General features: G+C 71.7%; 16 protein-coding genes. 7 read left to right on the forward strand and 9 right to left on the reverse strand.

Annotated features, from left to right (window positions below; all coding sequences use genetic code 11):
• Window positions 1-167 precede the first annotated feature (167 nt).
• From ACFWZ2_RS04290 to moeZ, 5 genes are all read left to right on the forward strand, one after another.
• Window positions 168-1,922, forward strand: a complete 1,755-nt coding sequence (locus ACFWZ2_RS04290) for a DUF3492 domain-containing protein (RefSeq protein WP_384541557.1) — start codon at window positions 168-170, stop codon at window positions 1,920-1,922.
• Window positions 1,919-3,355 carry a hypothetical protein gene (locus ACFWZ2_RS04295; protein ID WP_384541560.1) on the forward strand — a complete coding sequence of 479 codons (1,437 nt, stop codon included), beginning with the start codon at window positions 1,919-1,921 and terminating at the stop codon, window positions 3,353-3,355. Before ACFWZ2_RS04290 ends, ACFWZ2_RS04295 begins: the two co-directional genes overlap by 4 nt.
• Window positions 3,356-3,740: 385 nt before the next feature.
• Entirely contained in the window at window positions 3,741-4,694 is a 954-nt protein-coding gene (locus ACFWZ2_RS04300; RefSeq protein WP_384541563.1) for an NAD-dependent epimerase/dehydratase family protein, read from the forward strand.
• Window positions 4,682-5,431 carry a spherulation-specific family 4 protein gene (locus ACFWZ2_RS04305; RefSeq protein WP_384541566.1) on the forward strand — a complete coding sequence of 250 codons (750 nt, stop codon included), beginning with the start codon at window positions 4,682-4,684 and terminating at the stop codon, window positions 5,429-5,431. The genes ACFWZ2_RS04300 and ACFWZ2_RS04305 overlap by 13 nt, the downstream gene beginning before the upstream one ends.
• 63 nt (window positions 5,432-5,494) lie before the next feature.
• The gene (gene moeZ / locus ACFWZ2_RS04310) at window positions 5,495-6,673 is read left to right on the forward strand and encodes an adenylyltransferase/sulfurtransferase MoeZ (protein WP_384541569.1); all 1,179 of its coding nucleotides are present in this window, start codon (window positions 5,495-5,497) and stop codon (window positions 6,671-6,673) included.
• Window positions 6,674-6,749: 76 nt separating this feature from the next.
• Here moeZ and ACFWZ2_RS04315 read toward each other — a convergent pair whose 3' ends face one another.
• The 8 genes from ACFWZ2_RS04315 to ACFWZ2_RS04350 form a co-directional block, all read right to left on the reverse strand.
• Window positions 6,750-8,324 (reverse strand): alpha/beta hydrolase, encoded by a 1,575-nt coding sequence (locus tag ACFWZ2_RS04315; protein WP_384541572.1) that lies wholly within the window; start codon window positions 8,322-8,324, stop codon window positions 6,750-6,752.
• Between the two features lie 71 nt (window positions 8,325-8,395).
• Window positions 8,396-9,943, reverse strand: a complete 1,548-nt coding sequence (locus ACFWZ2_RS04320; protein ID WP_384541575.1) for an alpha/beta hydrolase — start codon at window positions 9,941-9,943, stop codon at window positions 8,396-8,398.
• Between the two features lie 93 nt (window positions 9,944-10,036).
• Window positions 10,037-11,440 (reverse strand): protoporphyrinogen oxidase, encoded by a 1,404-nt coding sequence (hemG, locus tag ACFWZ2_RS04325; RefSeq protein ID WP_384541578.1) that lies wholly within the window; start codon window positions 11,438-11,440, stop codon window positions 10,037-10,039.
• Window positions 11,437-12,672: a TIGR04053 family radical SAM/SPASM domain-containing protein gene (locus ACFWZ2_RS04330; RefSeq protein ID WP_384541580.1), complete on the reverse strand. Its 1,236-nt coding sequence runs from the start codon at window positions 12,670-12,672 to the stop codon at window positions 11,437-11,439. Before ACFWZ2_RS04330 ends, hemG begins: the two co-directional genes overlap by 4 nt.
• Window positions 12,669-13,391, reverse strand: a complete 723-nt coding sequence (gene narI, locus ACFWZ2_RS04335; RefSeq protein WP_384541583.1) for a respiratory nitrate reductase subunit gamma — start codon at window positions 13,389-13,391, stop codon at window positions 12,669-12,671. Before narI ends, ACFWZ2_RS04330 begins: the two co-directional genes overlap by 4 nt.
• Complete coding sequence (narJ, locus tag ACFWZ2_RS04340) at window positions 13,391-14,017, reverse strand: nitrate reductase molybdenum cofactor assembly chaperone (RefSeq protein ID WP_384541586.1); 627 nt, start codon at window positions 14,015-14,017, stop codon at window positions 13,391-13,393. Before narJ ends, narI begins: the two co-directional genes overlap by 1 nt.
• A complete protein-coding gene (narH, locus tag ACFWZ2_RS04345; RefSeq protein WP_384541589.1) occupies window positions 14,014-15,570 on the reverse strand; it encodes a nitrate reductase subunit beta in 1,557 nt (518 codons plus the stop codon). Before narH ends, narJ begins: the two co-directional genes overlap by 4 nt.
• A complete protein-coding gene (locus ACFWZ2_RS04350) occupies window positions 15,570-19,220 on the reverse strand; it encodes a nitrate reductase subunit alpha (RefSeq protein WP_384541592.1) in 3,651 nt (1,216 codons plus the stop codon). The genes narH and ACFWZ2_RS04350 overlap by 1 nt, the downstream gene beginning before the upstream one ends.
• 159 nt (window positions 19,221-19,379) lie before the next feature.
• Here ACFWZ2_RS04350 and ACFWZ2_RS04355 point away from each other — a divergent pair, with 159 nt between their 5' ends.
• A complete protein-coding gene (locus ACFWZ2_RS04355; protein WP_384541595.1) occupies window positions 19,380-20,147 on the forward strand; it encodes a YwiC-like family protein in 768 nt (255 codons plus the stop codon).
• A 21-nt stretch (window positions 20,148-20,168) separates the two neighbouring features.
• Here the strand turns inward: ACFWZ2_RS04355 and ACFWZ2_RS04360 are convergent, their stop codons facing one another.
• Window positions 20,169-22,946, reverse strand: a complete 2,778-nt coding sequence (locus ACFWZ2_RS04360; protein WP_384541598.1) for a lysylphosphatidylglycerol synthase domain-containing protein — start codon at window positions 22,944-22,946, stop codon at window positions 20,169-20,171.
• A 212-nt stretch (window positions 22,947-23,158) separates the two neighbouring features.
• Between ACFWZ2_RS04360 and ACFWZ2_RS04365 the strand changes: the two genes are divergently transcribed.
• On the forward strand, window positions 23,159-23,590 hold the full coding sequence (locus tag ACFWZ2_RS04365; RefSeq protein WP_384541601.1) for an MGMT family protein: 432 nt from the start codon (window positions 23,159-23,161) through the stop codon (window positions 23,588-23,590).
• The last annotated feature ends 37 nt before the right edge of the window (window positions 23,591-23,627 follow it).

Here is a 23,627-nt window from a genome sequence, read left to right on the forward strand (position 1 = left end):
TAGCGCGACAGAACGCTACCGGCGCGGGAAAGTTACGGCCGTTCACCCCTTTTGGTGGCGCGATGGACAACCGTCCGTCGCGCCACCGGCATGACCGCATACGTTCGTCCCGCTGCGAGCCGCCGGTCCAACGGTGGCTCCCCAAACGGGAGATCGGGGGTGCACTCGTGCGCATCGGACTGCTTACGGAGGGTGGCTATCCGTATGTGAGCGGTGAGGCCAGGCTGTGGTGCGACCGGCTCGTGCGCGGGCTCGGGCAGCACGAATTCGACATCTACGCGCTCAGCCGCAGCGAGCGGCAGGAGACGCAGGGCTGGATCGAACTGCCGCCGCAGGTCAGCCAGGTGCGCACGGCACCGCTGTGGACCGCCGACGACGACGCGCTGTCCGGCGCGGGCCCCCGGGGCGGGCACGGGCGGCGGGCCCGGCGGAGGTTCGCGGAGTGCTTCGGGGAGCTGGCGGCCGTGGTCTGCCGGGGCGACTTCGCGGGCTCGGCGGATCCGTGTGACGAGGTGGCGGACCGTTTCGGCAACGCGCTGTACGGACTCGCCGAACTCGCCCGCGACGAAGGCGGACTCGCCGGAGCGCTGCGCTCCGAGACCGCCGTGCGCGCCCTGGAGGGCGCCTGCCGTGCGCCCGGCGCGCTGCGCGCCGCCCGCACCGTCCGGGTGCCCGACCTGCTCGCCGTCGCGGGCCTGATGGAGCGCGCGCTGCGGCCGCTCTCCCTCGACTGGTACGGGGACGACGGGCTCGGCGCGGTCGACCTGTGCCACGCCACCTCCGGCGGACCCGCCGCGCTGCCCGGCCTGCTGGCCAAGCACTTCGCCGGAGTGCCGCTGCTCGTGACCGAGTACGGCGTGCAGCTGCGGGCGCACTACCTCGCCGCGGGCGACACCGACCTGAGCGCTCCCGCCCGGGCGCTGCTCGCCTCCTTCCAGGGACTGCTCGCCGCCGAGGTGTACGGCAGGGCCACCCTCGTCACCCCCGGCAACACGCACGCCCGCCGCTGGCAGGAGCGCTGCGGCGCCGACCGGGCCAAGCTGCGCACGGTCTACCCCGGCATGGAGTCGGGCCGCTTCTCCGAAGTCGGCGAGGGCGGGTACGACGACTTCGCCGCCGACCCCGGCACGCTGCTCTGGGTCGGCCGCATCGAGCCCGCCAAGGACCTGATCTCACTCCTCCACGCCTTCGCCGACGTCCGCAAGGAAGAGCCCAAGGCGCGCCTGCGGATCGTCGGGGCGCCCGCCGAAGGGCCCGAGGCCGCGGCCTATCTCGCCCACTGCAGGGCGCTCGCGGCACAGCTCTTCCCCGACGAGGCCGACGGCGTGCACGACATCGGCGACAACCCCGTCTCCTTCGAGGAGATCGGCGGCCCCGAGGTGCCCGAACTCGCCGACGCGTACGCGGCAGGGGGCGTCGTCGTCCTGTCCAGCGTCGTCGAGGGCTTCCCGATCAGCCTCGTCGAAGCCATGTTCTGCGGGCGCGCGACCGTCTCGACGGACGTCGGCGCGGTCGTCGAGGTCATCGGCGGCACGGGTCTCGTGGTGCCGGCGCGCAATCCGCGGGCGCTCGCGGAGGCGTGCGTGGCGCTGCTGCGCGACCCGGAGCGCTGCGCGCGCCTGGGCGCGGCGGCGCGGGCGCGGGCCCTCGAACTCTTCACCGTCGAGCAGAACGTCGCGGCGTTCCGCGGGATCTATCTGGAGATCGTCTCGCACTGCCCGGTGCGCAGGGACGCGGTCGACGAGGCGGGCGAACCGCTGCCGTTCGCGAATCCCGCGGAGGCGTACGTCCCCGGGCGGTGGGCGGTCGCGGTGGGACCCGCGTCCGGCGCGGAGCCCGGCACCGAGGCGGCGGGGGTGCCGAGTTGGGCGGTGGACCGGGCCGCCCATGAGGACGCCGAGCTGAAGGAGGCCGCCGTATGAACGGCGTCGAGCGACAGCAGCGTGCCGACGGGGCCCGAGACCGGGCCCAGGAGGGTCGTCCCGACACGGTGGACGCGCCCCGGGCCCCGCTGGGTGCGGGGGGCTGGGACACGCGCTCCGAGGAACTGCTCGCGGATGCGGCGCTGACGCCGGGGGCGGGGCTCGCGCCGGGGGCGGCGCGGGGGCCGGACTTCGGGGCGGTGTCGGTTCCTGCTTTTGGGGAGGGGGGCGTTGCTGGTGCTGGTGGCTGTGCTGGCGCCGATGGTGCCTTCTCCGGTGAGGCTCGGCGGGGCGGGCGGGCGCGGGCCGCGGTCGCCAAGGTGGGGCGGCGGGGCGCCGCCGACCCCGTGAAGGCGCTGATGCACCGTCACCGGGAGCTGTGCGCACGCGCGGTCGACCCGCTGGAGATCGCCGCGGGCCTGGAGGCGCACGGCGTGACCGATCGGACCGCTGCCCGCTTCCGGCACCGCGATGTGTTCGCACTGGCCGAGGAGATGTACGCGCGCGTGCCGCGCGGTGACGACACCGGCGAGCGTCCGGCGCCGAGTGCCGACGGCGACGTACGCAAAGGGCCCGAAGTGCCCGCGGGCTGGGCCCTGTTCGCGCTGCTGCCCGGTGCGGTGTGCGCGCTGGCCGTCGCCGGGATCGCCCTCTCCGCGGGAGGTACGCGGCTCGCGGTGGGGCTCGGGGGTGCGTCAGCCGTGGGCCTGGCGCTGCGCATCGCTCTCCGGTACGGGCCGCTGCGCTCGGCCGCGCATCCGACGCCGTCCACGCGCGCGTGGGTGTGCTGGCTCCTGGCGTACGCGCTCCTGGGCGACGGGCTGTTGAGCGGTGCCGTGGCGGGCGGACCCGACGGGCTCTGGACGCCGTCCTTCGCCGCGCTCCTCGCCCTGTCCCTCGCCGTCGCGCCCGCGATCTGGTGCGCCCGGCTGTTCGCCGTACGGGCCGGGAGGCGGCTCGGGGCCAGCCGCGGACTGGATGAATTCGCCGACTCCGTAAGGCCGTTGCTGCTCGGCGTGTTCGCGCTCTTCCTCGGGGCGCTCGGGGTGCTCCTCGTGCTGTCCGGTGCGGTGCTCGGGGAGTGGGGCGGGGCGTCCGGCGGGGTGCTCAGTGGGACGCTCGCCGGTGCCGGTGCGCTCGGGGCACTCCTTCTGCTCGCACGACTGCTCGGGGCGTACGGGTCCACGCGGGCGCCCGTGTGGATGCTCGGTGCCGCGGGGGCGGCGGAGGCGGGAGCGCTGGCGCTGGTCTTCGCGGGGCGGCTGCCCGGCTGCGGGGCGCTCGCGTCCCCCGTCACGGCCGCCGTCGACACCTGGGGCCCCGGAATCGTCCCCACCACCGCCTGCGGCCTCGCGGCCCTCGCGCTCCTGCTCCACGCGACCAAGACCCTGACCCGGGCGTCGGCTCATGCGCACTTTGGGGGTGCGCTGTGAGTGGGGCTGGGCGGGGGAGGGGTTGCGCCGGGGGCCATGCGCCGGGGTGGCGTGCCGTCGCTGTTGCCGGTGGGGACGTTCTCGGGCGCCGCCCGGCCCGCGCAGGTGTCGTACGCCGCGGGCGGGCCGTGCCCTTCGGGAGCGGGGCGCCCGGCCGTCTCAGGGCGGCCCGCCCCGGAGGCGGCGCCTCCGCCCTCCCCTCCGCGGCCCGCACGGGCCCCCGCCCCGCCCTCCCCATGAGTGGCGTGTGCCGTTCAGACCACTCTCCCGCGGGGCCGACACCGCGGGCCTTATCCCGTGAACCACGGCAACCTCCCGAAGGAGAAAGACAGATGATCACCCGCAGCCGCCTCCGCCTCCGCGCGGTTACCCCGGGAGGCCCCCGATGAGGGTGCTGCTGATCGGAGCCAATGGATACCTCGGCCGGTTCGTCGCCGACCGGCTGCTCGCCGATCCGGCGGTGCAGCTCACCGCGCTCGGCCGCGGCGACGACTCGGACGTACGGTTCGACCTCGCGAGCGGCAGCCCCGGCGCGCTCACCCGCTTCCTGGACGCGGTGCACCCGGGCGTCGTGATCAACTGCGCGGGCGCCACACGCGGCGGCGCCCGCGAGCTGACCCGGCACAACACCGTCGCCGTCGCCACCATCTGCGAGGCCCTGCGCCGCAGCGGCTGCGGGGCGCGGCTCGTGCAGCTGGGCTGCGGCGCCGAGTACGGACCGAGCCAGCCGGGCTCGTCGACCGCCGAGGACGCGGTGCCGCGGCCCGGCGGGCCCTACGGCGTCAGCAAGCTGGCCGCCACCGAGCTGGTCCTCGGCTCCGGGCTCGACGCCGTCGTGCTGCGGGTCTTCTCGCCCGCCGGGCCCGGCACGCCCGCGGGGTCGCCGCTCGGGCGCCTCGCCGAGGCCATGCGGCGCGCGATGCAGGCGGGGGACGGCGAGCTCAAGCTCGGGGGACTCGGCGTGCAGCGGGACTTCGTCGACGTACGCGACGTGGCGCGCGCCGTGCACGCCGCCTCGCTCTCCGCGGCCCAGGGCATCGTGAACATCGGCGCGGGCCGCGCCGTCCGGCTGCGGGACGCCGCCGCGGTCCTCGCCCGCGTCGCGGGGTACGGCGGCGCGCTGCACGAACTGGACCAGGTGCCCGTGAGGCCATCCATCGGGCACCCCCGCACCGAATCAGAGCACGGGACCCCGGCCGCGTACCCCTACCCGGACGGCTGCGGCAGCTGGCAGCAGGCGGACGTGCGGACCGCGCGCGACCGGCTCGGCTGGCGGCCCCGCATCAACCTCGAAGAGTCACTCGCCGACATCTGGATGGAGGCCGCATGCCGCATCTGACCAGGACCACCAGGGGTGCCGCGAGCACCGACGTACGCATCGGCTTCGGCATCCCGGGCTTCGCCCACCCCCTCGTCGCCCCCGCCGAATGGTCCGAACTCACCCGCCCCGGAACCCCTTTGAAGTGGGTTGTCCTGAATGTCGCGAACGGCCCGGGTGAGCGGCCCGACCCGCACTGCCTGGAGGCGGCGGGACGGCTGCGGAACGCGGGCGTCCGTGTGCTGGGTCACCTCGACATGACGTACGGCGCACGCTCCTTCGGCGAGCTGATCTCCGACGCCCACCGCTACCTCGACTGGTACCAGGTCGACGGCTTCTCCCTCGACCGCTGCCCGACGGAGCGTGCCTCGCTCCCCGAGGTGCGCAGGACCGTCACGACGCTGCGCGCGCTCATCGGCGACGCGCACATCGTGCTGGGCCACGGCACCCACCCCTACCCCGGATATGCCGAGATGGGCGACCAGTTGGTGACCTTCGCGGGCCCGTGGAGCGACTACCGCTGGTCGCAGGTGGCCGAGTGGACCGCCGACTATCCGCCCGAGCGCTTCTGCCACTTCGTGCACGGCATGCCGCGCGGACATCTGGAGGAGGCGCTGCGCATCGCGCGCTGGCAGGGCGCCTCGACGATCTACTTCACCGACCGGGTCGGCGACGGCGGCACGGGCGCCCCCTGGGAGTCCATGCCCGGGTACTGGGACGAGATTGTCTCGCGTATCGGAACAGGTGTCTCGGAATGAAGAAGGGCGTGGCAGTGTTACGGAGAGAACAACCGTACGTAGGAACCGACCAACGGAGTCCCCGTGTCGCTGCCACCCCTGGTCGAGCCCGCATCTGAGCTCACCGTCGACGAGGTCCGCAGGTACTCCCGCCACCTGATCATCCCGGATGTCGGGATGGACGGGCAGAAGCGGCTGAAGAACGCCAAGGTGCTCTGTGTGGGCGCCGGCGGCCTCGGGTCACCGGCGCTGATGTACCTGGCCGCGGCCGGTGTCGGCACCCTCGGCATCGTCGAGTTCGACGAGGTCGACGAGTCCAACCTGCAGCGCCAGATCATCCACAGCCAGGCCGACATCGGCCGCTCCAAGGCGGAGTCCGCGAAGGACTCGGTCCTCGGCATCAACCCGTACGTGAACGTGATCCTGCACGAAGAGCGGCTCGAGGCCGACAACGTGATGGACATCTTCAGCCAGTACGACCTGATCGTCGACGGCACGGACAACTTCGCGACCCGCTACCTGGTCAACGACGCCTGCGTGCTGCTCAACAAGCCGTACGTATGGGGCTCGATCTACCGCTTCGACGGCCAGGCGTCCGTCTTCTGGAGCGAGCACGGCCCGTGCTACCGCTGCCTCTACCCGGAGCCCCCGCCGCCCGGCATGGTCCCCTCCTGCGCCGAGGGCGGCGTGCTCGGCGTGCTGTGCGCGTCGATCGGCTCCATCCAGGTCACCGAGGCGATCAAGGTCCTCACGGGCACGGGTGAGCCCCTGGTCGGCCGCCTGATGATCTACGACGCCCTGGAGATGCAGTACCGCCAGGTCAAGGTCCGCAAGGACCCCGACTGCGCGGTCTGCGGCGAGAACGCCACCGTCACCGAGCTCATCGACTACGAGGCCTTCTGCGGCGTCGTGTCCGAGGAGGCCCAGGAGGCGGCGGCCGGTTCGACGATCACTCCCAAGCAGCTCAAGGAGTGGATCGACGACGGCGAGAACATCGAGATCATCGACGTCCGCGAGATCAACGAGTACGAGATCGTCTCGATCCCCGGCGCCAAGCTGATCCCGAAGAACGAGTTCCTCATGGGCACCGCCCTCCAGGACCTCCCGCAGGACAAGAAGATCGTCCTGCACTGCAAGACGGGTGTCCGCAGTGCGGAAGTCCTCGCGGTGCTGAAGTCCGCGGGCTTCGCGGACGCGGTGCACGTGGGCGGCGGCGTGATCGGCTGGGTCAACCAGATCGAGCCCGACAAGCCGGTCTACTAGGCGTAGCGCTTGAACGGAGATGGGGCCCGCACCTTTTGGTGCGGGCCCCATTGCCTTGGGCACGGGGTGGGTCGGGTCAGGACGAGCAGACCTTGCCGTCCTCGGGGACCTTGCCGTTCAGGAGATACGCGTCGACCGTGCTGTCGACGCACGTGCTGCCGCTGCCGTACGCGCCGTGGCCCTCGCCCTTCCAGGTCAGCAGCGTGCCGACGCCCTTGCCGAGCTCGTCCGCCATCTTGCGGGCGCCTTCGTAGGGGGTGGCCGGGTCTCCGGTGTTGCCGACGACGAGGATCGGGGCCGCGTCCGGGGCGCTCACCTCGGGGGATTCGTGCTGTCCCGCCACCGGCCACTGGTGGCACCAGCCCGCCGAGTCCCAGCCGAGGAACTCGCCGAAGACCGGGGATATCTCGCGGAACCGGTCCATGCGCTGCTTCGCCTGCTCCGGAGTCGTCCGCGTCTTGGAGTCCAGGCAGGAGATCGCCCGCTGCGAGTGGCTCTGCGTGCTGTAGTGACCGGAGGGATCGCGTTCGTTGTACGCGTCGGCGAGCTGCAGCAGTGCCGTCCCGTCGCCCTTCTCGGCGTCCTCCAGGGCGCGGGTCAGGGTCGGCCAGGTCTGCTTGCTGTACAGCGTGATCGTGATGCCGGTCGTCGCGAGGGACTCGGTCAGCTCGCGGTCGCCGGAGGTGCGCAACGGCTTCGCGTCTATGCGCTTCAGGAGCCTCGCGACCTTCGCGGAGCCCGCCTTGGGGTCCTGGCCACGGGACTTGAAGTAGTTGTCGAGGGCGCGCTGGAAGCCCCGCGCCTGGTTCTCGGCGTGGCCCACCGAGTCCGCGCTCGGGTCGACGACGGCGTCGAGCGTGAGGCGGCCGACCCGCTGGGGGAACAAGTGCGCGTACGTGCCGCCGAGTTCGGTGCCGTACGAGATGCCCATGTAGTGCAGCTTTTCGTCGCCGAGGACCTGGCGCATGACGTCCATGTCGCGGGCCGCGTCGGCCGTGGAGACATGGCCGACGACCTTCTTCGACCCGCGCGCGCAGCCCGCGCCGAAGTCCGCGGCGTCCTTGAAGTACGCCTTCTCCTCGGCCGCCGTGTCCGGGGTGAGGTCGACCGTCCGCTCGGCGGCCTGCGTCGCCTTGTCGTCGCGGCACCGCACGCCTTCGCTGGCCGCGACGCCGCGCGGGTCGAAGCTCACCAGGTCGTACCGCTCACGCAGCGAGCCGTATGTGTCGGCGAAGGACGGCAGGCCCGAGACGCCCGAGCCGCCGGGGCCGCCGAAGTTGAAGACGAGGGAGCCGATGCGGTCGCCCTTGCCGGTGGTCCTGGCGCGGATCAGGGCGATGCCGATCGTCTCGCCGTCCGGCTTCGCGTAGTCCAGCGGGACCTTGAGGGTCGAGCACTGCCAGTCGGCGCCCGGCGCGGTGCCCCCTTCGGGCGCCTTGCAGCCGGACCAGTCCAGCTTCTGGGTGGTGACCGAGGCCGGCAGGGTCGAGGAGGCGTCGGGCTTCGGCGCGGGACCGGAGGCGCTCGCCGAGGAGCCCTTGCCGTCTCCCTTGCCGTCCCCTTCGCCGTCGTCCGACGAACAGCCGACGGCGAGCCCCGCCACCAGGACCCCTGTGGCGGCCAGGGCCGCGGACCGCACGAAACGCTGCATTGAGGCGCTTCCCCCCTTGGAAGACAGTCAGGCCATAGTAGGCGGGGCCACTGACAGCGGCCCGGACGGGATCAGCCGCAGACCGTCCCCGCCTTCGGCACCGTCCCGTCGAGGAGATAGCTGTTCACGGCGTCCCGCACGCACGTGTTCTTGCTGTCGTACGCCCCGTGCCCCTCGCCCTTGTACGTCATCTCGACCCCGACGCCCTTGCCGAGCGCCTGCGCCATCTTGCGGGCGCCTTCGTAGGGCGTGGCCGGGTCCCCGGTGTTGCCGATGACGACGATGGGCGGTGCCCCTTCGGCGCCGACGTTCGGGTGGTCGGCCTGGCCCTCCACCGCCCAGTCCGTGCAGCCGACCATGCCCCAGGCCAGATAGTCGCCGAACAGCGGTGAGGCCGCACGGAACTCGGGGAGCTTCTGGTCGACGTACTCCGTGGTGTAACGCGCCTTGTCGTCGGCGCAGTTGATGGAGATGTTGGCGGCCTGGATGTTGCTGTACTCGCCGTCCTCGCTGCGTCCGTTCATCGAGTCGGAGAGCAGCATGAGGATCTTGCCGTCGCCGTCGTAGGCCTCTTCGAGGCCCTGGGTGAGGTACGGCCAGAAGTCCTTGGAGTACAGCGACTGCGCGATGCCGTTGGTGGCCGCGGTCTGGGTCAGCTCGCGCGGCGGGAGGCCGGGGATCGGTTTCTTGTCGAGGTCCTTGAGAAGCCCCGCGATCTTGTCCTTGACGTCCTGCTCCGTGTCGCCGACCGGGCAGTCCTCGACCTTGGAGGTGCAGTCCTTCGCGAAGTTGTCGAGCGCGAGCTGGAAGCCCTTGGCCTGGCCGAGCGAGCCCTGCTCGGCCGTCTGGGTGGGGTCGACGACCGCGTCGAAGACGGCCCTTCCCACGTTCTTGGGGAACAAGTGGGCGTAGACGCCGCCCAGTTCGGTGCCGTACGAGATGCCGAAGTAGTGCAGCTTGTCGTCGCCGAGGACCTGGCGCATCAGGTCCATGTCGCGGGCCGCGTCGGTGGTGCGGACGTACGGGAGCGTCTCGCCGGAGTTCTTGTCGCAGGCGCCGTTGAACGCCTTGACGTTGTCGATGAGCTTCTTCTTCTCGGCGTCGTCGTCGGGCGTGGAGTCCTGCTGGAAGTACGCGTCGAGCTGCTCGTCGTCCTCGCACTCGATGCCCGCGCTGCGGCCGACGCCGCGCGGGTCGAAGCTCACCAGGTCGTAGCGGGTACGCAGCTTGGCGTAGTCCGCGCCGAAGGCGGGCAGCGTGGTGACGCCCGAACCGCCGGGGCCGCCGAAGTTGAAGACCAGGGACCCGATGCGGTCCTCCTTGTCGCCGCTCGTGGCCGCCTTGATCAGCGCGATGCCGATCGTGTCGCCCTTGGGCTTCGTCCAGTCGAGCGGCGCCTTCATGGTGGCGCACTGCCACTCGGCGCCGCCGGGCAGCGGCGACGGGGCACCGCCGCCGCCCTCGGCGGCCGAGGGCGCGGGGCAGTCCTGCCAGCTCAGCTTCTGGTCCGGCAGGGCCTCGTCCTTGGAGTCGCTGCCGCCGCAGGCCGCGAGCGTGGCGACGAGCAGGACGGCGGTGGCGGCCACAGCGGTGGCGCGCGGCTTGGACTGTGTGGGCATGTGCCCATCCTGCGGGGGGTCCTGACGGTGCGCTCGGGGCGCGGGCCGTGTGGGTGAGCCCCCCGGGCGCGCGGGCCCTGCTGCGGGCGGGTGTCAGCCCTCCATGAGCCCGCAGGCCGCGTCCGTCCCCGTGGCCACGCACGCCGCGACGCCGACCCCCTCGTACGCCGCCCCGCACAGCTGGATCCCGGGGAGCTTCCCGACGGCCTCACGGACGCGGGCGATCCGCTCCTTGTGGCCGACGCCGTACTGCGGAAGGCCGCGCTCCCAACGGGTCACGCGCGCGGCGACGGGCTCGCCGATGCAGCCGAGCGCCTGGTGCAGTTCGATGACCGAGCTGCGGATGAGGTGCCGGTCGGGCACGGCGAGCCGGTGCTCCTCGCAGACGCGGCCGATCGAGGTGCGCAGCAGGAAGACGTCGGGTGCCGCCTCGCTCTGCCAGCGCCACTTGTTGGAGAGGAACGTGGCGGCCTTGATGGTGTGCCCGTCGACGGCCGGCACCAGGAAGCCGTTGCCCTGGGGCAGCGCGTCGCCCCGCGCGAGCGCCTTCGTCCGGGGGAACGCCATGGTCACCACGGCGGTACTGGCGTGCTGGATCGCACCGAGGTCCGCGTCGGCGAGCGGCGCGTGCGGGCGCAGCAGCTCGGCGGCCTCGTACGCGGGCACGGCGAGGATCACCGCGTCCGCCTCCATCAGGAGCGGTCCGTCGCTGGTCACGGCGAGCACCCGCCACCGTCCTGCCGTGGTGCGCTGCAGTTCACGCGCGCGCGTGCCGGTCAGTATCCGCGCTCCGGACGCCTCGGCCACGGCGTGCGGGAGGCGCCCTGTGCCGCCGCGCAGGCCCTGGACGGGGACGGGTTTCGGGGCGGTGGCTTCGGAGGGTCCGGCAGGCGTGCGCATCCGGCGCAGCGCTGCGAGCAGCGTTTCGCCCCGCTCGGCGACCGCCGCCACACGCGGCAGCACCGCCCGCAGCGAGAGACGGTCGGGGCGGCCCGCGTACACGCCGCCGAGCAGCGGCTCCACGAGGCGGTCCACGGTCTCCTGGCCGAGCCGCCCGCCCAGGTACTCCGCCACGGACACGTCCTCCGTCAGGGCCTCGGCGGGCAGCGAGTCCTCGTGGCCGAGCCGGGCCGTTCCCTCCTCGGACAGCAGCCCGGTGCCCGCCAGCGCGGCCGGGTCGGTGGGGATGCCCATGACGTGGCCCAGCGGCAGCGGGCGCAGCGCGCCGCCCGACCACAGGGTGGTGGGCGCGGGGGCCGGGTCGCACAGCGCGGCGCCGAGACCGACCTCCTGGGCGAGGCGTACGGCCTCCGGGCGCAGCGCCATGAGGGACTCGGCGCCCTCGTCGACGGGGGCGCCCGCGAGCGTGCCCGTACGGAGCTTGCCGCCGATGCGGGGGCCGCCCTCCAGGACGGTCACCTCCGCGTCGCCGCGCAGCCGCCAGGCGGCCGCGAGACCGCTGATGCCGCCGCCGACGACGATCACCGAACGCTTCATGCCGTGCTTCCTTCCGTGCGGGCGGCACGGGCCGGGCGGGGTGCCGCGTCCGCGAGCAGCTCCCGCAGCTCGTCCTGGTACGGGAAGCCGCCCGGCTCGTACGCGCACCAGGGGTCGGCGGCGAGCACCCGCCCCGTCGCCCCGTACGCGCGCGAACGGGAGCCCCCGCACACGGTGTTGAACTCGCAGCGCCCGCACGCGCCACCGAGCAGCGCAGGCTCGCGCAACGTCGTGAACAGCGCGGAGCCCCGGTAGATGGCGCCGAGCGGATGGTGCTTCACATTGCCCGCCGACAGCGGCAGGAAGCCGCTGGGATGGACCTCTCCGGTGTGCGAGACGAAGACGAAGCCGCGTCCCGAACCGACGTCCATGGGCGGCCTGCGCACCGCGCGCCGCTCCCCGTCGTGCAGACCGACGGCACGCGCGCGTGCCGTCAGACGCGCGTACAGGGGGCCCAATTCGGGGCTCTCGCCGTGCCGTTCCAGGATGGTCCGCTGGAGCGCCACACGGCGGAAGTGGTGGCCCTCGGTGGTCTTGGTGGCAAGGACGGCGCCCGTGTCGTACAGGAAGTGCAGGACGTCCTCGACCTCGTCGGGGCCGAGCGCGGACAGCTGTTCGCCGCGCCCGGTCGGCACGAGCACGAAGCCGCTCCAGAGCATGGCGCCCTCGCGCCGCACCAGGGCCGCGATATCGGCGAGGTCTTCCAGGCTGTCGCGCGTGATGGTGGTGTTGACCTGCACCTTCAGGCCGAGTTCACGGGCGGTGCGCCAGCCGTCGATGGTCCAGTCGAAGACGCCCGGCACGCCCCGGAAGGCGTCGTGGCGCTCGGCGGTGGACCCGTCGAGGCTCAGTGAGAGGGCGATGGCTCCCGCGTCGCGCACCGCCGTCAGGTTGGCCCGGTCGAGCGTCGGCGTCCCCGAGGGGGAGACGGCGACGCGCAGCCCCAACGCCGTTCCGTACGCGATGAGTTCGGTGAGGTCGGCCCGCTGGAACGGGTCGCCGCCCGTGATCACGAACAGTGGCGAAGGCCTGCCGAAGGCCGCGATCTGGTCCATGAGCCGGCGGGCGTCCGCACCGTCGAGCTCCCGTGGGTCCCGCTCGGGCTGCGCCTCGGCCCTGCAGTGCAGACAGGCCAGCGGGCACGCGCGCGTGGCCTCCCAGATGACGATGAAGGGCCGCTCGTCGACGGCGTGCCGGGGGCGTCGTACGACGCGTCCCGCGGGGCGGTTCATGAGGCGCGCTCCCAGCCGCGCCCGGGCTTGCGTCCCGCGAGCTGCTGGGGGTCCCGGGCGCGGTAGACGACGTACGGCCTGAAGAGGTACGTGAAGGGGGCGCTGAAGATGTGGGCGAGCCGTGAGAAGGGGATCAGTGCGAACAGCGCGAAGCCGAAGACGATGTGCAGCTTGAAGGCGAGCGGCGCGGCGCCCATCAGGTGGTAGTCGGGCTGCAGCGTGAACAGGCTCCGGAACCACACGGAGATGCCCTCGCGGTAGTTGTAGTCGACCGCTCCGGAGGAGTTGAGGACGGTCGCGATCAGGCCGAGCAGCATCGCGCCGAGCAGCACCGTGTACATCAGGTGGTCACTACGGAGGGTGGCTTTGCGCACGGCGGGCACCCGGAGACGCCGGTGGACGAGGATGCCGATGCCGACGGCCGCCGCGAGGCCCGCGACGGCCCCCGTGGAGACGGCCATCAGGTGGTACGTGTGGTCGCTGACGCCCACCGCGTCCGTCCAGCTGTCCGGGATCAGCAGCCCGACGACGTGGCCGAGCACCACGAACGCCATCCCGAAGTGGAAGAGCGGCGAACCGATGCGCAGCAGACGCGACTCGTGCAGCTGCGAGGAGTGCGTGCTCCAGCCGAACCGGTCGTAGCGGGCCCGCCACACCAGGCCCGCGATCAGGAGCGTGACGGCGACATAGGGCATGACGCCCCACAGGAGGAGGTCCATTACGCCGGGGTCCTTTCCGGGGCGGCGGGGACGGTGGGCCACGGCAGGTCGGCACCGGGGCCGAAGGGTTCGAGCCCTACGGTCTCCCGGGGCGGGCCGCTGCGGGCGAGCGACTTCGCCTCGGCCCGCGTCTTCGGAGAGGGGCCCGGGAGCGTCCCGCAGACCGCTTCGAGCACGCGCGCGTAGGGCGTGCCGTGGTCCGTGACGGCCAGGCGCAGCAGTTCGAGACCGGCGCGGTGCTCCTCCAACAGGGCGGTGCCCGCAGCCTCTTCGCGCGCGGCGAATTCGAGCAGCACCGGCAGGAAGTCGGGCAGCTCTTCGGAGGCGAACTCCAGGCCGTGCTCGCGGTAGACCTGCTTGACGCGCACCAGGGAGAGCCCGCGGTTGCGGGTGTCGCCGTCGGACCACCAGGTGAGGTAGAGGCAGCGGCGGTTGCGGGTGTCGAAGACGTCCGTGTAGTGCGCGGCGAGGTCCAGCGGGTGCTGCACGCGCGCGTGGGCGATGAACGCGCGCAGGGCGGGCTCGTCCACCGCTTCGTGGAGCAGGTCGAGATCCGCGTACAGCCGCTCGTCCGGGTACTGGAGGAGCCGCCCGGCGACGAGACGGACGAGGGCGTCGGGGCTCATGCGCTCCTCCGGGTGGGGCTGAGGTTGAGCAGGACGCTCTCTCCGGAGGCCTGGTCCGGGGCGTCGCCCACCGGGCAGCTCTCTTCGAAGGGATGCGCGTCGGCGAGGGCGTCCGCGTCGGCGCGGGCCGCGGTCGGAACGACGTACCTGTCCTCGTACTTGGCGATCGCGAGGAGGCGGAACATGTCCTCCATCTCCTGCCCGGTCAGGCCGACCGCCCGGGCGATGGACTCGTCGCGCTCCTGGCCGAGGTTGACGCGGCGCATGTACGCGCGCATGGCGGCCATCCGGCGCAGCACCGCGTCGACGGCGTAGGCGTCGCCCGCCGTGAGGAGTTCGGCGAGGTACTCCACCGGGATCCGCAGCGCGTCGATGGCGCCGAACAGATTGCCCGCGTCCTCGCCGTCCCGCCCGGCGGCGGCGACCGCCTCGACCACCGGGGACAGCGGCGGCACGTACCAGACCATCGGCATCGTGCGGTACTCCGGGTGCAGCGGCAGCGCCACCTGGTACGTCCTGATCAGGTCGTACACGGGGGAGCGGCGGGCCGCGTCGAGCCACTCCTCGGTGATGCCGGACGCGCGCGCCGCGGCGGCGACCGCCGGGTCGTGCGGATCGAGGAAGCACTCCAACTGGGCCGGGTAGAGGTCCTGTTCGTCCTCGACCGCCGCGGCCCGCGCGACCTTGTCGGCGTCGTACAGCATCACGCCGAGGTAGCGCATGCGCCCCACGCACGTCTCCGAGCAGATCGTCGGCATCCCGGCCTCCAGGCGCGGGAAGCAGAACGTGCACTTCTCCGCCTTGCCGGTGGCGTGGTTGAAGTAGACCTTCTTGTAGGGGCAGCCGGTCACGCACATCCGCCAGCCCCTGCACTGGTCCTGGTCGACCAGGACAATGCCGTCCTCCACGCGCTTGTACATCGCTCCGGAGGGGCACGAGGAGACGCACGCGGGGTTGAGGCAGTGCTCGCAGATCCGCGGCAGATAGAACATGAAGCTCTGCTCGAACTCGAAGCGGATCTTCTCGCCGACCTCGTCGCGGATCTTCTCCACGAGCGGGTCCTTGGGCGCGTGCTCCGGAGCGCCGCCGAGGTTGTCGTCCCAGTTGGGGCCCCACTCGATGGTGCCGATGGGCTCGCCGGTGACCTGGGAGACGGGCTTGGCGACCGGCATGTCGTCTCCGGCCGGGGCGTCGGTGAGGTTCTTGTACTCGTACGTCCAGGGCTGGTAGTAGTCCGCCATTTCCGGGAGTTCGGGGTTGGCGAAGATCTGGCCGAGCCGCTTGAGGCGCCCTCCGGCGCGCAGCCGGAGCCGCCCGGACCTGGTCCGCTCCCAGCCGCCCCGCCACCGCTCCTGGTCCTCCCAGCGGCGCGGATAGCCCTGCCCGGGGAGCGTCTCGACGTTGTTGAACCAGACGTACTCGGTGCCCTTGCGGTTGGTCCACGCCTGCTTGCAGGTGACCGAACAGGTGTGGCAGCCAATGCACTTGTCGAGGTTCATGACCATGGCCACTTGGGCCATGACCCGTCCGACGGTGACTCCGTCACGGGGCATCAGTACGTGACCTCCTGGTTGCGGCGGCGGATGACCGTCACCTCGTCGCGCTGGTTGCCGGTCGGGCCGAGGTAGTTGAAGGCCCAGGTCAACTGGGCGTAGCCGCCGACCAGATGGGTGGGCTTGAGCATGATCCGGGTCAGGGAGTTGTGGATGCCGCCGCGCCGCCCGGTCTTCTCCGTCTTCGGGACGCCGACCGTGCGCTCCTGGGCGTGGTTCATGTAGACCGTGCCCGGGGGCATCTTGTGCGAGACGATCGCGCGGGCCGTGATGACGCCGTTGCGGTTCACGGCCTCGATCCACTCGTTGTCGCGCACGCCGATCGCCTGCGCGTCCTGCGGGGACATCCACACGGTCTGCCCGCCGCGGCCGAGCGTCATCATGTAGAGGTTGTCCTGGTACTGGGAGTGGATCGCCCACTTGTTGTGCGGCGTCAGGAAGCGCACGGCCACTTCCCGCCCGTCCGTTTGAGAACCCAACTCGGGCTCTCCGTAGAGGCGGTGCATGTTCAGCGGCGGCTTGTAGACGGGCAGTGCCTCGCCGACCTCGTGGATCCAGTCGTGGTCCAGGAAGAAGTGCTGGCGCCCGGTCAGCGTGTGCCAGGGCTTCAGGTGCTCGGTGTTGACGGTGAACGCCGTGTAGCGGCGCCCGCCGGACTCGCTGCCCGACCACTCCGGGGACGTGATGACCGGCACCGGGCGTGCCTGCGTGTCCGCGAACGTGATCCGCTTGCCCTCGGCCTCGGCCGCAAGGTGCGCCAGCTCCGTCCCGACGCGTTTCTCCAGGGTCTGGAAGCCCTGGGTGGCCAGGCGGCCGTTGGAGGTCCCGGAGAGCGACAGGATCGCCTCGCAGGCCCGCTGGGCGGTGTCCAGGCGCGGCCTGCCGTCGGCGGTGCCGCCGCGCACCGTGCCGTTCTTCTCCTTCAAGTACGCGATTTCCTCGGCGACATCGAAGGTGACCGCCTTCGTGGTGACCCCGAGCCGGTCGACCAGCGGGCCGAGCGCCGCGAACTTCTCCCCGACCGCTCCGTAGTCGCGCTCCACGACGGCGAGGTTGTACATGGTGCGCCCGGGCACCGGTTCGCACTCGCCCTTCGACCAGTCGAGCGCGACACCGCCGGGCTGCGCCATCTCGCCGCCCGGAGTGTCGTGCTGGAGCGCGGTGGCGACGAGGTCGCGGCGTACGCCCAGGTGCTCGCCCGCCAGCTCGCCGAAGCGGCGGGCGATGGCGTGGAACGCGTCGTAGTCGGTGCGCGCCTGCCAGGGCGGGTCCACGGCGGGCGTGAAGGCGTGCAGGAAGGGATGCATGTCCGTGGACGACAGGTCGTGCTTCTCGTACCAGGTGGCGGCCGGCAGGACGACGTCGGAGAGCAGCGTCGTGGACGTCATCCGGAAGTCGAGGCAGAGCAGCAGGTCGAGCTTGCCCTCGACGTCTTCGGAGTGCCACTTCACATCGCGCGGCGCACAACGCGGCCCGTCGTCGGGCAGGTTGGAGTGCGTGCCGAGCAGATGCTTCAGGAAGTATTCGTTGCCCTTGGAGGACGAGCCGAGCAGATTGGCCCGCCATACGTTGAGCACGCGCGGCCAGTTGCCCGGCGCGTCGGGGTCCTCGCCCGCGAAGCCCAGCGTGCCGTCCTTGAGCTCCTTGACGGTGCTCGCCACCGGGTCCTCGGCCTCTCCCAGGTCCAGTGGATTGCGGTCGAAGGTCGGGTAGGACGGCATCCAGCCCATCCGCGCGGACGCGGCGAGGCAGTCGGCGCCCGTCATCCCCTCGAAGCGCCCGTCGCCCAGCGGCGACGCGAGGGCCTCGGCGGGCAGCGTGTCGTAACGCCACTGGTCGGTGTGCAGGTAGAACCAGCCCGCACCGATCATGTGCCGGGGCGGACGGCCCCAGTCGGACGCGCTCGCGAGCGTCGCCCAGCCGGTCACCGGGCGGCACTTCTCCTGTCCTACGTAGTGACCCCATCCGCCGCCGTTGCGTCCCTGGCAGCCGGTGAGTGTGAGCAGCGCGAGGAAGGCACGGTAGATGGTCTCGGAGTGGAACCAGTGGTTGGTGCCCGCGCCCATGAGGATCATGCAGCGCCCTTGTGAGGCCTCTGCGGTCTCCGCGAACTCCCGTGCCACGCGCGCGGCTTGCGCGGCCGGCACGGAGGTGAGGGTCTCCTGCCAGGCGGGCGTGCCGGGCTGGGAGGCGTCTTCGTAGGAGGCGGGCCACTCGCCGGGCAGCCCCGCGCGCGGGACGCCGTACTGGGCGAGCATCAGGTCCAGGACGGTGGTGACGAGGCGGCCGCCGATCCGGCGTACGGGGACTCCTCGACGTATGACGTCGTGCGTGTCGTCCTCGAAGCGGGGCAGCAGGATCTCGGCGCTCTCGGCGCCGTCGCCGTGCAGCGTGAGCCGGGGCACGGTGTCGCCGAGGTCGAGGTTCCAGTCCGGTGTCCTGGATGCGCCCCAGCGGTGGCCGAGCGTGCCGTTGGGCACCGTCGGCTCGCCGCTCACGTCGTCGATCAGGACGGTCTTCCACCGCGCGTTCTCGGTCTCCTCGCCGAGATCGGCCGCGGTGAGGAACTTGTGCGGCACGAGGCCCTTTTCGGTCTCGTCGAGAGTGACCAGGAAAGGGAGATCCGTGTAGCGGCGTACGTAATCCTCGAAGAACGGGGTCTGCCGGTCGACGAAGAATTCCTTGAGGATGACATGGCCCATGGCGAGCGCGAGCGCGCCGTCCGTTCCCGGGTGCGGATGCATCCACTCGTCCGCGAATTTCGTGTTGTCCGCGAAATCCGGGGACACGGTGACGACCTTCTGCCCGCGATAACGCGCCTCCGTCATCCAGTGCGCGTCCGGCGTCCGCGTCACCGGCACATTGGAACCCCACATCATCAAATAGGCGGCGTCCCACCAGTCGCCTGATTCCGGCACGTCGGTCTGGTCGCCGAATACCTGCGGGGACGCGACAGGGAGATCGGCGTACCAGTCATAGAAGGAGAGCATCGGGGCGCCGATGAGGGAATGGAAACGCGCGCCCGCCGCATGCGACGCCATCGACATGGCGGGAATGGGGGAGAAGCCGGCGACTCGGTCGGGGCCGTGTTCCTTGATGGTGTGGACGTGCGCGGCCGCGACGATCTCGACGGCCTCTTCCCAGCTCGCCCGCACCAGGCCGCCCTTGCCGCGCGCCTTCTGGTACGCCCTGCGGCGCTCCGGGTCGGCCTGAATGTCCGCCCAGGCGAGCACCGGGTCCTTGAGTCGGGACTTCGCCTCCCTGTACATCTCGAGGAGAGTGCCGCGCACATGCGGATACCGGACGCGCGTCGGCGAATACGTGTACCAGGAGAAGGCGGCGCCGCGCGGACAACCGCGTGGTTCGTATTCGGGACGGTCGGGCCCGACGGACGGATAATCCGTGGCCTGCGTCTCCCATGTGATGATGCCGTCCTTGACGTACACCTTCCACCGGCACGAGCCCGTGCAATTCACGCCGTGCGTGGAATACACGACCTTGTCGTGACTCCACCTGTCCCGATAGAAGGCTTCTCCGTCCCGGCCGCCGATGTGCTGCACGCGGTGCAGATCATCGGACGTCTCCGCGGCGCGGGTGAAGAAACTCCCGGCCCTCACGAGCGTCTCCGCGACGTCTTTCCTCTGCTGCAACGTCACATCTCCTGGGCGTACCGAAGAAAGGGCCGCACGGCACGTGCTGCCTGCAACGACCCTAAGCCTCAATTCGGTTGCCACCCCGGGGACTTAGGTCCCATGCAGGCATGACCTCTTGCCGGAATTTCCCGGGCCCTGTGCTGCGATGCTGGACGCATGGCCAAGAAGAGGACGGGCGGGCCGCGTACCTGGCTGCCGAACCAGCACGGCGCATGGGCGATGCTCGCGGTGCCCTTCACAGCGGGCGTGTTCCTCGCCGACGGTCCCGGACAGGGGCCCCGGTGGGCCCATCTGCCGCTCCTCGTCGCCTGGTTGACCGGGTACGTCGCCGCCTTCCACGCCCAGCAGTGGCTCCGGCTGCGCCGCGTCTCCCGTAACCCGCGCGCCCCGCGCCGCCATGTGCGCCCCGGCCTCGGCTCGGCGGCGGTGTGCGCGGCCTGCGGGGTGCCGCTCCTCTTCGCGTACCCGTGGCTGCTCCTCGCGGCGGCCTGCGCGGCACCCTTCGTGGCGGTCAACACCTGGTACGCGTGGCGGAACAGGGAGCGGGCGCTCGTCAACGGCCTCGCGGCGGTGGTGCCCGCCTGCGGCATGCTCCTCGTCACGCTGCGGATGGGCGGCGGCGACCTCGCCGACGGCTGGCGCCCCGCCCTCGCCTGTCTGCTCTTCTTCGCGGGGACGGTGCCCTACGTGAAGACGATGATCCGCGAGCGCGGCTCACGCACGTACTACCGGGCGTCGGTGACGTACCACGCGCTCGCGGTGCCCGCCGCGTACGCCCTCGGCCCGTGGCTCGCGCTCCCGTTCGCCGCATACCTGGCCCGCGCGGCGCTGCTGCCCGGCAGGGGCCTGAAGGTGCCGGTGGTCGGCGCGGTGGAGGTGATGGGCGCGGCGCTGCTCCTGGCGGCGCTCCTGCTGCTGTTCTAGGGCGCCACCCGAAGGGAGCGCCTAAAGCAGCCCCTTCCTTGTGAGGTGGTTGAAGAACAGCCACCCCGGAAGCACCGGAAGCCACAGCGTCAGAAGCCGGTACAGCAGCACCGCGGGCGCCGCCACGTCCTTGGGCACACCCACCGCGATCAGACCGAACGTCAGCGTCGCCTCGACCGCGCCCACACCGCCGGGAGTCGGCGCCGCCGACCCCAGCGCGTTGCCCGCGAGGAAGACCACCGCGACGCTCGCCAGACTCAGCGTCGTCATCTCGTCGCTGCCGAACGCCCTGACCGACGCGTCCAGACAGAGCACGAAGAGGAGCGTGAGCAGCAGCATGCCGCCGATGCCGGTGAGCAGCTTCTGCGGCCGCTGCAGCACGTCCAGCATGCGCGGCACGACACCCGCGAAAAGCGACCGCACGCGCGTGACGACGAATTTCCGCAGGAACGGGATCGCCGTCACCACGAGGACGAGCACCGCGACCGACAGGAGCCCCGCGATGACGGTGCGGGACGGCGTGAACGAAGGCGTCTTCTCCGTACCCGTCAGATAACCGAAGACCAGCAGCAGCATGATGTGCGAGCCGAGCCCGAACAGCTGCGAGGCACCCACGCTCGCCACCGCGAGCCCCGAGCGCACTCCGGAGCGCTGCAGGAAGCGCGTGTTGAGCGCGACACCGCCGACCGCGGCGGGCGCCACGATCTTCACGAACGACCCGGCGACCTGCGCCGCCACCGCCCGCAGGAACGGCACCCGCTCCGGCACGAAGCCGAGCAGGCTCATCGCGGCGGCGAAATAGCTCAGCGCGGAGAAGCCCACCGCGGCGGCCACCCAGCCCCACTGCGCCTCTTGGAAGAGCGTGCCGAACTCGACGTGCGTGAGCTGCGAGAGCAGGAAGTACGCGCCGATGGCACCGGCGATGAAACTGATCAGCGTGCGCGGCCTGATCCGCTCCAGCTGCGCGGGCTCGACCGGCGCCGTCGGGCGGATCAGCAGCACCTGGTGGCGGATCTGGGTGAGCAGATCCTCCTCGCGGGCCTGCTCCAGGGCGTCGTCTATGGCCTGTTTCTCGGCCTGCCGCTCCTGCTTGGCCGCCTGCTTCTCCTGCTTCTGGGCCAGCTTGCCCGTCTGCTTGTCCGCCTCGGTGTCCTCGGCCACGTTCGCGCGTACGCCCTGCTTGGCCTTGCGGGAGGCCTCCAGGACCGCGTCACGCTCGCGCTGGGAGCGTTCGCGGGCCAACTTGCGCAGGGTGCCGCGGGTGGAGCGGGTCAGGGCGATCGGCTGGAGCAGCGGCAGACAGTCCGCCACCGCGTCGGGGCCGAGCACCTCGACGGCGGACCCGACCGCGCGCTCGGCGCCCACACGCAGGCCCAGGGCGGTCAGGAGCTGGGCGATGTCCATGCGCAGCACGAGGTCGCCCGCGGCGATCTCGCCGCCGCGCAGATCGGTGAGGATCACCGTGCCGGAACGATCCACCAGAATCGCGTCGCCCGCGAGCCTGCGGTGCGCGATCCGGCGGGATTGCAGCGCCTGCACCTGCCGCCAGGTGTCGCACAGCAGCTCGTCGGTGATGACGTCGTCCGGCAGGGAGTCCAGGGAACGGCCGCCCATGTGCTCGTAGACGAGCATCACGGCGTCGGGGCCGAGCTCGGACGTGGCGATCAGCTTGGGCGCGTTCGCCCCGGCCGCGATCGCCGCGTACGCGAGGAGGGCCTCCTGCTCGAGCGCCTGGCGCAACGACTGCAGGCTGCGCCGCTGGGTGATCCCGCGCAGCGTGAGCCTGCGCCACACGCGATAGAAGAAGCCCTGCGCCTGTTGCTCGCGGTCGATGACCGTGACGTCGAGCGGAGGGCCGTCCTCCAACGTGACGAAATACCGGCGGCCGCGATCGCCGTGCTCGCTGTCCGGTGACTCCTCGCGGGCGGCGCTGACGGGGTGGAAGCCGACGTGCCGCAGACCGACGAGCAGCGTCTGCCCGGTGGGCCGTACGTTCGGCGAGCCGACCGCGTAGAGCGTTCCGTAGGCCACGGTCCAGCCGATGAGCACCGTCAGGATGATCGAGAACGGCGTCGTATAGCCGGTGACGAGCATGGTGAAGGCATCGAGCAGCAGCACCACGAACAGCACCAGGCGCCAGCGCGGCCTGCGCGACATGCCCACGGCCGTCATGTACGCGATGACCGGCGCGAGATAGCCGTGCACCGGATCGGTGAAGGCGTGCACGTCGGCGGGGGAGGGCTTGGTGAGCGCGTCCTGGATGGAGTCGGGGGCGGCCTTGGCGACCCAGAGGTCGGTGGCCAGCGTCACGCCGTGCGCGAGGACGGCGGCCAGCACGCCGTCGGCGATGCGCAGCCCGTCGCGTTTGATCAGCCGCTCGATCGCGAAGGCGACGGGAACGAGCAGGACCCCGATGCTCGCGACGAGCCCCGCCACCTTGATCAGCAGATCGGGTGCCTGCTCGGTGCCCTTGTCGATGTCCTGTTCGAGCCCGGACGTCGTGCCGTGCGCGAACGCCGCGATCGCCAGGAGTACGGCGATCGCGAGGACGCCCACCAGCAGCCGCATGAGGTCGGACGGCCGGTGCACGCGCGCGGCGAGCAGCGGTTCGTCGCGCTCGACGCGATCGGTGTGCGGAGCACCGCCGTCGGGACAGTCGACGTCGTAGCCGGTCGGCTCCGTCCCGGACTGCTCGGTCCCGGACTGCTCGGTCTCGGTCTTGTCGGTCTTCAGGGCACGCTCACCGGTGTCCAGGTGTGACTCGGACGCAGAGGTGCCCGCCTTCTCATCGGGATGCACGCCCTGCCGTTCCGTCGTCTCTTCTTGATCTCGTATCACCAGTCACCGCCCGCACGATGGTGGCATGCCACGTCGCCGCAGGGGGGCAGCAGGGGGCAACGCAAGGACGCGAAGTGGTCACGAAACGACACTTTGTGTCCTGCGGCACATGCCCTGGCACGCTCCGTACCGGTCACATCACGGTGTCGGTGGGGTGCGGCAGGATGGTCCGGATGAACGAGGAGAGCCGAAGGGAACAGACCGGGTCCGACCAGGCGGCAGGGGCCCTTCCGGAGTACGCGGAACGGGTCCTCGACGTCGCGGAAATGATCCCCCCGGGGCGCGTGATGACGTACGGAGACGTCGCCGAATGGCTGGAGGAGGGTGGCCCCCGGCAGGTCGGACGGGTGATGGCCCTCTACGGAGGAGGCGTTCCGTGGTGGCGTGTCGTGCGCTCGGACGGCGTGCTGCTGCCCGGCCACGAACTGCACGCGCTGGAGCGGTACCGCGAGGAGGGCACGCCGCTGCGCCAGGCCTCGCGCGCCGCCCAGGGACATGTGCCCAAGCTCGACATGCGCCGGGCGCGGTGGGACGGCGGTGTCGGGGGCGACACGGCCGACACCGAAGGTGACGCTCGCCCGCAGGCTCCGGAGGCTCACACCTGACAGCTTCCGCCATCCCGCGGCCCGATGGGGGACCGGT

The organism is Streptomyces sp. NPDC059002, from assembly GCF_042740435.1.
GTDB lineage: Bacteria > Actinomycetota > Actinomycetes > Streptomycetales > Streptomycetaceae > Streptomyces.